The sequence below is a fragment of the Salipiger marinus genome (assembly GCF_900100085.1).
Lineage (GTDB): Bacteria > Pseudomonadota > Alphaproteobacteria > Rhodobacterales > Rhodobacteraceae > Salipiger > Salipiger marinus.
In genome coordinates, this window is the sequence record NZ_FNEJ01000009.1 from 1 (window position 1) to 13,177 (window position 13,177).

10 protein-coding genes are annotated in these 13,177 nt (G+C 65.3%); 2 read left to right on the forward strand and 8 right to left on the reverse strand.

Annotated elements, in window-relative coordinates:
• Positions 1-267, forward strand: a 267-nt coding sequence (locus BLR51_RS11515; RefSeq protein ID WP_165616810.1) for a transposase, incomplete at its 5' end; no start/stop codon positions are given.
• Positions 268-349: 82 nt separating this feature from the next.
• A complete protein-coding gene (locus BLR51_RS11520; RefSeq protein WP_165616811.1) occupies positions 350-1,009 on the forward strand; it encodes a hypothetical protein in 660 nt (219 codons plus the stop codon).
• Positions 1,010-1,374: 365 nt separating this feature from the next.
• On the opposite strand, the gene BLR51_RS11525 is transcribed toward BLR51_RS11520, so the two are convergent.
• The 8 genes from BLR51_RS11525 to BLR51_RS11560 form a co-directional block, all read right to left on the reverse strand.
• Entirely contained in the window at positions 1,375-2,388 is a 1,014-nt protein-coding gene (locus BLR51_RS11525) for a COG3904 family protein (protein WP_089847051.1), read from the reverse strand.
• 482 nt (positions 2,389-2,870) lie between these two features.
• Positions 2,871-4,223, reverse strand: a complete 1,353-nt coding sequence (locus BLR51_RS11530; protein ID WP_089847052.1) for an ABC1 kinase family protein — start codon at positions 4,221-4,223, stop codon at positions 2,871-2,873.
• A 148-nt stretch (positions 4,224-4,371) separates the two neighbouring features.
• Complete coding sequence (locus BLR51_RS11535) at positions 4,372-6,555, reverse strand: TRAP transporter permease (protein ID WP_089847054.1); 2,184 nt, start codon at positions 6,553-6,555, stop codon at positions 4,372-4,374.
• A 117-nt stretch (positions 6,556-6,672) separates the two neighbouring features.
• Positions 6,673-7,647: a TAXI family TRAP transporter solute-binding subunit gene (locus BLR51_RS11540; RefSeq protein WP_089847056.1), complete on the reverse strand. Its 975-nt coding sequence runs from the start codon at positions 7,645-7,647 to the stop codon at positions 6,673-6,675.
• 195 nt (positions 7,648-7,842) lie between these two features.
• Positions 7,843-9,198 (reverse strand): sigma-54-dependent transcriptional regulator, encoded by a 1,356-nt coding sequence (locus tag BLR51_RS11545; RefSeq protein ID WP_089847058.1) that lies wholly within the window; start codon positions 9,196-9,198, stop codon positions 7,843-7,845.
• Positions 9,195-11,090 (reverse strand): sensor histidine kinase, encoded by a 1,896-nt coding sequence (locus BLR51_RS11550; protein ID WP_207543621.1) that lies wholly within the window; start codon positions 11,088-11,090, stop codon positions 9,195-9,197. The genes BLR51_RS11545 and BLR51_RS11550 overlap by 4 nt, the downstream gene beginning before the upstream one ends.
• 462 nt (positions 11,091-11,552) lie before the next feature.
• A complete protein-coding gene (locus BLR51_RS11555; RefSeq protein ID WP_089847062.1) occupies positions 11,553-12,377 on the reverse strand; it encodes a manganese catalase family protein in 825 nt (274 codons plus the stop codon).
• A 99-nt stretch (positions 12,378-12,476) separates the two neighbouring features.
• Positions 12,477-13,154 carry a hypothetical protein gene (locus BLR51_RS11560; RefSeq protein ID WP_089847064.1) on the reverse strand — a complete coding sequence of 226 codons (678 nt, stop codon included), beginning with the start codon at positions 13,152-13,154 and terminating at the stop codon, positions 12,477-12,479.
• Between the last annotated feature and the right edge of the window lie 23 nt (positions 13,155-13,177).

Here is a 13,177-nt window from a genome sequence, read left to right on the forward strand (position 1 = left end):
ACGCCCTCGCGGAAAATCCTCCGTTCGATCTTCGAGCCCTCCCGGGATCGGGCGCGTGCGATTGCTCAGACGCCCGACTACGCGATCTCCTGCAAGCTCCGGAAGAAGGTGGAGATGCTCTTCGCGCATTTGAAGCGAATTCTGGGCCTCAACCGTCTCCGATTGCGAGGCCCGAGCGGCGCACGAGATGAATTCCACCTCGCAGCCACCGCACAGAACCTCCGGAAGCTCGCAAAGCTCCTTCCGACCCCACCGGTCTCCTGTTGAGGTAGGATAGGCACAGGCACCTCAAATCCTGGGCGAGGGTCAACGCGATCGCCGAGCCGAGTTTTTCAACGGAATAAGCCCAATGCGGACATTGATAAAGCTCTGTCGTCAGATCCTGCGGCATGATAACGTTTTTGATACCCGTTCCATTTGTCGGTCGCCCGAACGATCCATTGCAGCGCATTTTCAATTCCTAAAGGTGTTTCGTATGCCGAAGTCTTTTGATCGCGAAGAAGCAAGACGCGACCTGGAGCGGCTTTTGAAGGGCCTGACTTATTACCGAGAGTGGCGAATTCTCATGCTTAGGGAGGCTCACCCTGAGGTCCCAGAGGAAGAGATCGAGAACCAAGTTGTGATGCCTGCAGCGGTGTGGCTGGCCGTCTTCGATAGCGCCAAGGGTTCCCGCTGCACTCAGGTGACTGATGAGGTGCGACAATGGCACTCTCATACCCTCGCGGAGCTTTTCCAAATTGGGCGGTCAAGTAGCGAGGCACGCGTCGCAGTGGACAACTTCCTACTACGGTTTCAGGCCGAGGTCGGTTACAGTCTACAATCCGAAAGCGGCGCAGTGCTCAAGGTCGGGAAGGCGGTGCTCGAGAGTGGCAGGATCACAACCGAGAAGCAGTACTACATGCTGAAGGAAATCGACGTCGATCCGTCATCGGGCATCTTCACGGCGGACGAGGTTTCGAAGATGCTGACCCTGCTGAGAAGCTTCGAGGAACGACAGCAGCAGAGGTAGATCTTTCTGTCGACGAATGCTGAGCCGGATGGCGGCTCCGTCCGCACTGCCGGCCTCAGATCGTCGGAAATGCTGCGCCGAGGCTGGAACGGCCGCTTCCGTGAAGCCGCACCGCAGCGCCCATCAGGCCAGCGAATGTCTGTTCGGGGCCGTCAGCGCCCACAGACCTGGCGCGCCAGGTCGTGGGGCCTGCCGCGCCGCCTCAGGTCTGCTTCGAGCCCAAATCGACAGATGCTGCGCAGGGCACGAATGACAGCTATGAGCCCAAAGTCACCGATGCTGCATGATGCACAGAGATCGTCTAAGCGCGCTTACCTGACATGGCACCGCAATGTCCACGGGCACGTCTAGTGGTGCAACTCTGTTCAACTCATGCAAAGCGTGTTGAAGAAGGTCTGCAACTGCTCTTTGCCGCCCTCAGTCGAAACAGCCGAGATTCCGAGGAACACAGGTGACTCGTTCCAAAATCTGATCTGCACACCGAAGCTTTCGGAAAAGGCGATTGCACGAGCCTCTTCCTCAGTAATTCGCGCAAGCACGTTTGTGTAAATGCCGCTCACTTGGCGCTCGCATCGATGCGAAATGTCTATTCTAGTATCCTCGCCATTTACAACAATCTCGACCAGTCCAAAGTTAGTTAGTTCATGCTCTCGTCCCTGAGACTCGATAACGGCCCAGAACATAAAGCCCGTCCCTTTCGCATAGCAGAGCATGACTTTATGATGCCCAAACAGAGAGTCACGTTCACCCCGGACGTACATGATGTGATTGCGGGCCTGAACGGTCCATTCCGCCTCGGTCACACCGTCGGTGATGACCTTTAGAGCGCGCAGCTTTTCCTCGTCTACCGCGTCAATTTCCGTACTGGCGGTAGCGGATGAAAGCTCAAGGAAGCCTGTCGATACCCCCATGTCGTGTACATAACTCGCGATCCGTGCCGAGAGCACTTGCGACCGCCCCAAGTCATCAGGCGAAGGGTTTCGAAAAGAGAATTGATGCACTCCGAATGTAGATCCATTTGGTAGGTAGCGTAGTCGCCCACCGAGATATACAAGCGTAGCTGCGCTAGCACAGATGCCGGTGATGTGCTTGCGTGGCAAAATATGGAATGGGTCTTGGTTGTGATCTAGGACATACGAACCCACCGACGTTGCAAACCAATGGTCGCGAATAAGGCGACCGATGCCAATCGCCGCCTCAACATCGCCCCCCACAGAGTCGATATAGACTGTCAAGCGTGGCGGGGGCGTTGTCTTGTTGAGAAATTCGCGAAACCGGGCGTCGTCGCCCGTCTCAATCCTTCCAATCGCGTTGATGCAATAGAAGCCGCCGAATAGCCGTTCAGCATCGGTCTGAGGCTCTGAAAAGTGGAATTCCATTTGTCACACCGCTGAGATTGTCTGAGTGATTGAAGCTATCAAGGCGGTGTAGAGGTGCGCAATGTCATGTTATTGTCTTCTTCGCGCCGTTAGCTGTTATTGAGTGCTACGCGGCGAACTGCCGCTTCGTCCGCACTGCCGACCTTCACCCTCCGAAAATGCTGCACGTTGGACGAATGGCCGGTCTGGTGAAGCTGCGCTGCAGCGATGGCCAGCCTGGCGAACGGCAGCAATGGGCCGGAAGCGGCGAATCGGCCTGTGCGGCGTGTGTGTCTAGCTGGGGCCGTTCACACTGAAGGCGTCAAGTTGGGCTCGCGGTGAGATCGGGGACAGAGCGATTCTCTGAAAGAGTAAAATTGTGTTTCGCAGGTTGCTGATTCGTTTCCGGTTTGTCCTGCGAAACTTTTGGGCTAATTCCATTGAAATATCTGGATTTTCGCTGAATTTAGGTTCTGGCGCCGAAAGCTATGGGGCAAGACGCTTCACTGACTGTCTTCGGCGGGGGCGGGGGGTGTCAGGTAGGGGGCGGTCAGGGCTTGCAGATCCACCCGGGCGCGCAGGCGGGTGGCGAGCAGATAGAGGCCGCCGAATTTGCGCTGCACGTAAAGCGCGTCCACCGGCGGCAGGGGCAGCTCTGCGCGCTCTTCGGCCAGCGCCAGCCCCGCCGCATTGAGCCGCTGCGCCAGATCCGAGCGGCCGAAGTCGAACTCGCCCGTGGTGCGGAGCGGCGACAGCGCCAGTGTCAGCAGATCGAGCAGCGTTTTCTCCAGTCCGGGCGGGGTGCGGGCCTCCAGCAGGCCGAAGCCCTGTGCGGCGGCCCGCAGCGCCTCCCGCTCGCCGCTCTGCCCGGCGCGCAGCATCTCGCGGCAGAGCGCGCGGAACGGCGCGGGAAAGCTGCGCGTCGCGCCAAAATCCAGCAGCACGATCCGGCCGGTTTCGGGCTGGTAGCGGTAATTGGCGAAATTGGGGTCGGTCTGCATCAGGCCGAACTCGAAAAGCTCGCGCAGCGCCAGCCCCAGCAGCAGCGTGGCGACCCGGTCGCGCTCCTCCTGCGGGGCAGTGACCAGATCCTCCACCGGGTGGCCCGGCTCGTGGCTCATGGCGAGCACGCAGTCTGTGGTCAGGTCGGGCGCAAGGGCGGGCACGCGGAAGTCGGGCGCCTCCTCCAGCAGCGCGCCAAAGCGGCGGAGGCAGGCCCCTTCGCGGGGATAGTCGGCCTCTTCATGCAGCTGCCGTCTGGCCTCGGCCAGAAGGGCGTCCAGATCGAGCCCGCGCGGCATCAGACCCGACAGCCGCAGCAGGGCGCCCACATTGGTCACGTCGCTGTCGATGCTGCGACGCACGCCGGGATACTGCACCTTGATCGCAAGGTCGCGCCCGTCGCGGGTCAGCGCGCGATGCACCTGCCCGATGGACGCCGCCGCGAGCGGCCGCACCTCGAACCGCTGGAAGCGCCGCAGCCAGTCCGGCCCCCATGCGGCGGTCAGCACCGTCTTCAGCTGCTGGGGCGGCATCGGATTGGCCTCGGCGCGCAGGCGCGACAGGATCTGCGCAAGCTCGGGCGGCAGCAGCTCGCCTGCATCCATCGACAGCAGCTGCCCCATCTTCATGGCGGCGCCGCGCATCCGCGAGAGTTCATCCGCCAGCCTGCGGGCATTGGCGGGGGTCAGCAGCAGGTCGTTCCATCGCGGGCGCCGTCCCTGCGCCAGCTCGCGCGCCCCACCCGCCGCGACCCCGCCCGCGAGGCGCGTGGCGAGCCCGCCGAGCCGGGTCATCCGCGACAGGCGCGAGGCGGGCAGGGGCAGGGGCGGCGGCTTGGGCGGGTCTGCGGGCATGGCGGCATCCGGGGCTGGGGAGGGCTGATCCGGCCAAGATAGCGCGCGGTGCGGGCCTGTCGCTGCGGCACAGGCGCCCTGCGGCGGCGCATGGCAAAAGGCCCCCGCGCTGCGGGGGCCTCTACCGGTGTCATCTGGTGTCGTGTGCTCAGTCGGTCTTGCCATGCGTCAGGGTCGCGGCAGTGACCACGCGGCGCTGCCACAGGAACAGCGCCACGGCGCAGGCGAGACCGATCAGGTCGGTGATCCAGCCCACCGAGATCATCGACAGCGCCGCCCCGACCAGCACCAGCCGCACCAGCAGCGAGGCATGGCCGAAGTAATAGCCGATCACCCCTGCGGAGAGCAGGAACATGCCCAGAAGCGCCGTGGCCGTGGCATGGACGATGTCCAGCGGTTCGCCCTGCATCAGCAGTTCATGCGCGCCAAAGAACATGAAGGGCACGATGAAGGCGGCAAGGCCAAGCTTGAAGGCCTCGACGCTGGTTTTCATCGGATCGGATCCCGACAGGGCCGCGCCCGCATAGGCGGCCAGCGCCACCGGGGGCGTGATGGCCGACATCACCGCGTAGTAGAACACGAAGAAATGCGCGACCAGCACCGGCACGCCAAGCGCGATGAGCCCCGGCGCCACGACCGCTGCCGCCACCGCATAGGCCGCCGTGGTGGGCATGCCCATGCCGAGGATGATCGAGATGCACATGGCGAAGAACATCGCCAGATACTGGTTCTGGTCGGCGATGGTCAGCAGCAGCGAGGAGAAGCGCGCCCCCACGCCGGTCAGCGCGATCACGCCGACGATGACGCCCGCCGCCGCACAGACCGCGACCATCTGGATGGACATGCGCGCGCCCATGTCCAGCGCCTTGAAGATCTGGCGCGGCCCCATCTTGTAGGGGGTCAGCCAGCTGACCACCGCGGCGGCAGCCATGCCCATGGCGCCGGCGCGGATCACCGAATAGCCGGCGAACAGCGTGTAGATCAGGATGATGATCGGCAGGAACAGGTAGACCTGCTTGATCAGCACGTCAAAGCGCGGCAGTTCCGACCGGGGCAGGCCCTTCATGTCAAGCTTCAGCGCCTGCAGGTCGACCATGAAATAGACCGACACGAAATAGAGCAGGGCCGGAATGATCGCCGCCACCACGATGTCGGTATAGGGAATGCCCGTCACCTCGGCCATGATGAAGGCGCCCGCGCCCATGATCGGCGGCAGGATCTGCCCGCCGGAGGAGGCGGTGGCCTCGATCGCGGCGGAGGATTTTGCCGAATAGCCCACGCGCTTCATCAGCGGGATGGTCAGCGAGCCGGTGGAGACCACGTTGCCCGCCGAGGTGCCGTTGATCATGCCCATGAGGCCGGAGGCGAAGACCGCCACCTTGGCGGGGCCGCCGCGGGCCTGACCGGCGCAGGCAAAGGCGAAGTTCACGAAGTAATCGCCGACCTTGGACGCCTGCAGGAAGGCGGCAAAGACGATGAACAGGATGATGTAGGTCGACGAGACCGCGATGGGATCGCCCAGCACGCCCTGATCGGTGAAGATATAGGTGAAGAACCGCGTCGCGGTATAGCCGCGGTGGTTCAGGAAGCCGGGCAGCCACGGCCCGAGGAAGCTGTAGGCGATGAACACGCCGACGATGACGACGAGCGCAAGCCCGGTCAGGCGGCGGGTCAGTTCGAGGATCAGCAGGACGCCGGTCACCGCCGCCCACAGATCGCCGGGCTGCGCCAGCGCCGTGCCTGCGCGCATCCGCAGCGCGCCCACGACGAACAGGATGTAGCCCAGCACCGCGATGGAGGCGAGGCAGAGCAGCAGATCCCCCGGATAGACCCGCGCGCGGTCACGCGGCGACCAGATCCAGCCCGCGACGATGGCGGCGGTGGTGCCAAGCGCCAGCGGCAGGCCATAGGTGCTGAAGCCGAAGGCGGGGGGCATGGCGACCCCGGCCAGCCACCACGCGCCCCAGGCATAGGCCACCACGGCCAGCCCGTAGATCACGCCCGCGGCAGCCGCGAGCAGCAGCGCGATTTCCATCGGGCCACGGCGGGAGGAGGTGGGGTCGGCGGCGTCGTCGCTCTGGGTCAGGGCGGAATAGGTCAGGTAACCGATGATGAGACCGCCGCAGAGGTGCATCATGCGATAGGTCCATGTCTCCAGCGGGTAGAGCACCATGACGACCAGATGGAACAGGGTATAGGCGGCGCAGAGGGCCGCGATCATCAGCCCGGCCCGCGCCTGCGGGTCGCGCTGGTTGGGGGCCATCGGCTCGTCATCCACGTCTTGCGCGATGACGGGGCCCGCCCCTGCCGCGGCAGCAGCATCAACAGACATGAGGAATCTCCGTCGGCGCGGTCCGTCCGGTCAGCGCCGAAGGCCGGTCCGATCAAGGTGAACGGGAAAGCAGGTCAGCAACCGGGGGCCACGCGGGCCCCCGGAAGGCAGGCGGCGTCAGTCGCGCAGCTCTGCCGGGATCTCGATGCCCTTTTCATCAAAATAGCGCAGGGCGCCGGGATGATAGGTCATGAAGGAGTTCTTGTCGGCGTTTTCCGGGATGGTCTCGGCGGCGGTGGCGTGGATCTGCATCATCGCCTCGTTGCCGTCCATCACCAGCTTGGTGATTTCATAGGCAAGGCTTTCCGGCATGTCCTGATGCGCCACGGCAAAGTTCCACATCGCCACGGTCTTGTGGCTGTCGGGGAAGCCCTGATACAGACCGCCCGGCACTTCGAATTCCGCGACTTCCGGCATGGCTTCGAGGATCTGGGCCAGCTGTTCGTCGGTGAAGCCGAAGATGTTGACGGGGTTTTCCGCCGCGATCTGCGCAAAGGCCGAAATCGGCACGCCTGCCGCAAAGGCGAAGGCGTCGATCAGGCCGTCCTTGACCTGCCCGGTCGCGTCATTGGCGCCCGAATAGCTGATATTGGCTTCGATCCCCAGCACTTCGAAGAAACGCGGCCAGTAGGTGGCGGCGGTGCCGCCAGCGGGGCCGACAGACACGCGCTTGCCGGCCATGTCGGTGACATCGGCGATGCCCGAGGACTGCAGCGCCACCGCTTCGAACGGGGTCTGATACATCGGGAACAGCGCGCGCAGCGACTTGTGCTCCACGCCGGGGGCCAGTTCGCTGTTGCCGGTCCATGCCTCATAGGCCGGGCCCATGGTGACAAGGCCGATCTGGTGATCGCCGGTTTCCACCAGCGTGGCGTTCTGCACCGGGCCGCCGGTGACTTCGGCGGAGGCGTTCACGTTCAGGTTCTGGCTGATCAGCCCGGCAAGGCCGGTGCCATAGATGAAATAGGTGCCGCCCTGGCTGGCGGTGCCGACGGTCAGGCTCGAAGGCCAGTCGGCGCGGTCATCCTGCGCAAAGGCGGGCGACAGGCCGAAAGTGGCCGCAACGGCGGCGGCGGCGGTCAGGAAACGCATTGAAATCCTCCCAGATTTTCCAAGTGGCCGCGCATGCCGGGGCAGCGCGGTCCTGTGAAGCGCCCCCAGCTAGGGCGCGCCATGCCTTTGGCGCAATGCCGCCATGCGAAAGCCGCCCGTTAAATTTGCATCCACGCTATGGGAGTGGGTGGATTCGGTAACATCGGCTGTGACAGGTGGGTGGAAATCCGCCCATCAGCCTTCGCCATCCTCGCCGCTTTCGACGTAATGCGTCTTGTCGATGAGATGTTTCTGCATCTTTTCGTAAAGCGATTTGCGCGACAGGCCCAGCGATTCATACACGGGTTTCAGCCGTCCGCCATGGGCCGCCAGTGCTGCCACGATCACATCCCGTTCAAAGGCCGCGACCCGCTGCGCCAGCCGCTGCGCCACCGGGCCGCGATCCTCTGCCGGCTGCAGCGCGATGCCAAGCGCGTGGCGGTCGGCGGCGTTGCGCAGTTCCCGCACGTTGCCGGGCCATGGCCGTTCCGAGATGGCCGCCAGCAGCTGCGGCGACACGGCGACGGGCGGGCGGCGGTGGCGGGCGGCGGCCTCCTGCACCAGCTTGATGAACAGCAGCTGGATGTCCTCCCGCCGGGCGGTAAGCGGCGGCACATGCAGCGTCACCACGTTGAGCCGGTAGAGCAGGTCGGCGCGGAACCGCCCCGCCGAGACTTCTTCTTCCAGCGGCTGGCGCGAGGTGGCCATGAAACGCACGTCCAGCGCGCGGCCCTCGTTGGCCCCCAGCGGAAAGATCATGCGGTCCTGCACCACGCGCAAGAGCTTGCCCTGCACGTCCCATGGCATGGAGCCGATCTCGTCCAGCAGGATGGTGCCGCCGCGCGCATGTTCGAACTTGCCATACCGCGCCCGCAGCGCGCCGGGAAAGGCGCCCGCCTCATGGCCGAAAAGCTCGGATTCGATCAGTGCGGCGGGCAGGGCGGCGCAGTCGATGGCGATGAAGGGCCGACCCGCGCGCGGTGACAGGTCATGCAGGGCGCGCGCCACCACCTCCTTGCCGACGCCGGTCTCGCCCACGATCAGCACATCGGCATCGGTGGGCCCGATGGTGCGCAGGCGGCGGCGCAGGTCGATCATGGCATTGGACCGCCCCACCAGCCGGGTTTCCAGATCATCGGCCTGTCCCGCTGCCGCACGCAGCACGCGGTTTTCCAGCACCACGCGGCGATAGCCCATGGCGCGGGCGGCAATCTCGGCCAGCTGCCCCGCGTCAAAGGGCTTTTCCACAAAATCATAGGCGCCTTCGCGCATGGCGCGCACCGCCAGCTGGATGTCGCCATGGCCGGTGACAAGGATCACCGGGATGTCGGCGTCAATCTCGCGGATGCGGCACATCAGGCTCAGCCCGTCCATGCCGGGCATCCGGATGTCGGTCACGAGGATCCCGGCAAAGCCGAAGCTCACCCGGTCCAGCGCCGCCTGCGCATCGGGCGCCTCTTCGACGTCGAACCCCGCCAGATCCAGCGCCTGTGCGGTGGACAGGCGCATGTCGGGCTCGTCATCCACCAGCAGAATGCGTCCAAGACTCATGACTCCACTCCCGGCAGGTCGATGCAGAAGGCCGCGCCGCGCTCCGTGGGCAGGATGCGCAGTTCGCCGCCAAAATCCTTGATGATGTTGAACGAGATCGACAGCCCCAGCCCCAGCCCGCTGCCCACGCCCTTGGTGGAAAAGAACGGATCGAAGATGCGGTCCTCCAGCCCCTGAGGGATGCCGGGGCCGTTGTCGCGCACGGTCAGCAGCACCCGGCCTCCGTCGCGGCGGCCCTCGATATGGATGGTGCCGTCGGGCCGGTCCTCCAGCGCGTCAAGCGCGTTCGACACCAGATTGACCACCACCTGCTGGAACCGCACCGGCCCCGCCCGCACCCGCAGCGGGTCGGAGGGCAGATCAAGGCGCAGCGTCACCGGCACCCGGTCCAGCCGGAAGGCGATCACCTCCATCGCGTCGCGCAGCACGTCCTGCAGCGCCACCTCTGACAGCTGGGCATTGGGTTTGCGGGCGAAGGTGCGCAGGGTGCGCCCGATCTCGGTCATGCGGTCGGTCAGCGACAGGATGCGCGTGATGTTCTGCCGCGCGTCCTCGGCCCGGTTGCGCTCCAGATAGGTCAGGGCGTTGGCGGCGAAGTTGCGCACGGCGCCTAAGGGCTGGTTCAGCTCATGCGACAGCGCGGCGGACATCTGCCCCAGCGCGGCGAGCTTGGCGGACTGCACCAGATGGCGCTGGGTGCGGCGCAGTTCCGCCTCCGTGGCGCGGCGTTCGTCAACCTCGGCGCCCAGCCGGGCGTTGAGTTCGGCCAGTTCGGCGGTGCGCGCCGCCACGCGGCCTTCAAGCTGGGCCTGCGCTTCGGCCTGAATCGACAGGCGTTCGCGCAGCCGGGCGCGGCGCTGCGCCCATGCCATCAGCCCCGCCGCCCCCACGCCAAAGATCATCAGCCCGGCCAGCGTTCCGGTCAGCGCCTGACGGCGGGCGGGCGCGGTGTCGAGCAGCACATGCACCGTCCAGTCGGCTTCGGGCAGCGCCTCGGACACGGTGAGGAAGTCGCGCCGCTGATCGGGCAGGCCAAGCCGCAGGATCGGATGGCCCTCCACCCGGCCCGCAGGCGACAGCGGCAGCACCTCCAGCGGCTCGTCGTCGTAACGCCGGGTGGCGGCGATGCGGGTGCGCGCCTCGGCGGTCAGCGGGGCCAGCGCGTGAAACTGCCAGTCGCGGCGGCTGGCCAGAAACACGATGCCTTCGCTGTCGGTGACGATCATCTCGTATTCGGCGGCGCGCCAGCTGTCCTCGATCGCGTCCATGTCGATCTTCAGCACCAGCACGCCCACGATGCGCCCCCGGTCCCGCAACGCCCGGCCAAAGTAGTAGCCGCGCTTGCCCGAAGTGGTGCCAAGCGCGGAAAACCGGCCCTGACCCCCCGCCAGCGCCTCGGTGAAATAGGGGCGGTAGTCGAAGCGTTCGCCGACAAAGCTGAAGCGCTGGTCGAAATTGCTGGCGGCGCGGGTCGTGCCGTCCGGCGCCATGATATAGGCATCCGACAGGCCCATGCGCTGCGCCACATGCCGCAGATAAAGGTTCGCCGCCGCCAGATCGACCGTGTCGGCATCGGGTTTCAGCGCCCGCACCAGCACCGGGTTGCGGTCCATCAGATCGGGCAGGCGTTCGTAGCGCGCCAGTTCGCCGCGCAGGCCGGACACCGCCAGCCGCAGGATGTTTTCGCCCTGCGGGATCGTGGCCGCCACGTAGCGCCCGGTCAGCCAGCTGTTGCCCGCCATGACCAGCACCAGCGCCGCCGCCGCCAGCAGCAGAAGCGCAAGCCCGCGGCGCCGCAGCAGCCGGGGCAGGCCTGCGCCCCGCCGGTCCAGCCGCAGCCAGCCCCGGCGCAGGACCGGAACCGCGCCGCGCGTGTCGGTCGCCTCGCTCACCGCGTTCCTCCCTTGGCATCTGGCTGGCGCCATAATGTCGGCTGCGCGCGGCAGGGGCAAGGGACCGGCCCGCGGCAGGACCGCGTGACCGTCAGGCTGAAAGGGATAGGTCGATGGGAAGCCGCGCCTATCCTTTTGAACAGGGGGGCCATCCTGCGGTCCCGCCGCTGATCCTGACGTGCGCTCGCGCCAAAGCAATCTCGGGAATATAAGATTAATTATTGAAGTTTAACGAGTGTCCCTGAAGGAGCCTCCCCATGACCGGCTACATCGACATCCTGATCTGCCTTGTGGTTCTTTTCGCCGTGGTGGAGTTCGTTCAGGATCATTTTTCCCGCAAGAACAGCGATCAGGACATCTGACTGGCGCAGAGCTGCCTGCGCCCAGCACGTGAAGGCGGCCTCGCAAGGCCGCCTTCTTTGTGTCTGGCAGAGGCCCCCGGGGGCAGGGGCGCTGCATGGCTCAGATCTGTTCCTTCTGCGCGCCCGACATGGGCTTGGCCTTGCCAAGGCTCGGCTTTTGGCCCAGAGGCTCCACCTTTTCGCGCACGGTGAATTCGCCGCGCCCGTCCAGCGAGGCGCCAGAGCTCCAGCGGCCTTCCGGGGTGGGCTCGTCCAGCGAGGTGTTGAGGAAGTAATAGCTGTGCTCCACCGCCTCATGTTCCTGCGGCGTGGAATTGGGCACCGGCAGCTGCGCTTCCCAGCCGCCCAGTTCCTCGATCACCGCCAGCCACTGCTGCTGGTGCATGGTGTCGCGCGCGATCAGGAAGGACAGCATGTCCTTCATGCCGGGATCGTCGGTCATGTTGTAAAGACGGCTTGCCAGCACGCGCCCGCCCGCTTCGGCGGTGGCATTGGCCAGCATGTCGGCGCCGATATTGCCGGTGGCATAGACATGGCTCATGTCGAAGGGCACGCCGTTGGAATTGACCGGCATGGCCGACAGCCCCGAGGACAGGATGTGCCGCGGATTCATGCCGCCAAGGATGGCATGGACCACCGGATCCTGCGCCGCCTCGTCCTGCATGGAGACCGGCGCGCCCTCAAGGTTCAGCGCGACGGCATGGCCCAGAAATTCGATATGGCTCAGTTCTTCGGTCGCGGTCATCATCAGAAGATCGCGATACTTGTCGTCGCCGCGGCAGCCCATGGCCTGAAAGAAATACTGCATGGCGACGCGGATTTCGCCTTCGATACCACCGATGGCCTGCTGCAGATGCTTGGCGAAGGCCGGGTTGGGCGTGTCGACGCGAACCCGGTACTGCAGCTTGGAGGAATGGTGAAACATGGTGTCTCCTTGCGTTGAAGACCCCATGAACCGGGTGCTGCCGCCGATGTTCCGAAGACACTCGCGCCGCGCCCCGCCATGCAGGCGGGGCAGGGAGGATCAGGCGGCGCGCAGCGGGCGCAGATGCCCGGCGCCGATCGCCTCGGCATGGACCACCCCCAGCTGCGCCGGGATGCGCGGCAGCTTCAGGATGCGCGCGATGGCAAAGCGGTGCATGCCGCCGCTGGCGCGCAGCAGCGTGCCGTCGCGGCCCACATGCACAAGGATGCCGCCATGTTCGCGCCGGAAGAAATCCGGCAGTTCGGCCTGTGTCAGCAGGCGGCCCCGGCGCTGCGTTTCCTCGAAGATGCGGTCCAGCGTCTCGTATCGGTTGTGCAGGTCGGCGCGGCTGGTGCAGCCGTCGGGCTGTTTGCCTTCGGCGAGTTCGCGCAGCATGCGGTGGAACAGCGGGGTGTCTTCCCATGGCACGCCACGCAGGAAATGATCCTCGCAACTGGTGATCTTGATCTGACCGTCCAGAGGGATGCGGCACTGATCCCAGCTGCCGCCAAGGATCATGCCGCTCTGCCGCCGCCGCAGCGCGCGGCGTCCGCTCTTGGCGTCATAGGTCCAGTCGATACGGGCCGGATCCACATGGATCAGCTCGTCCGACAGCGGCGCCTCGGGACCATAGCGCAGCCGGTTCCACAGATCGCGCGCGGCCTTGCGCGGCACCTGCGCGTGCAGGTCTCTCAGCCAGTTGGCCGGGTGGAGCGTGGGGTGGTCCGCAAAAGCCATGCGCGCGCCTTTCGTGACGATAG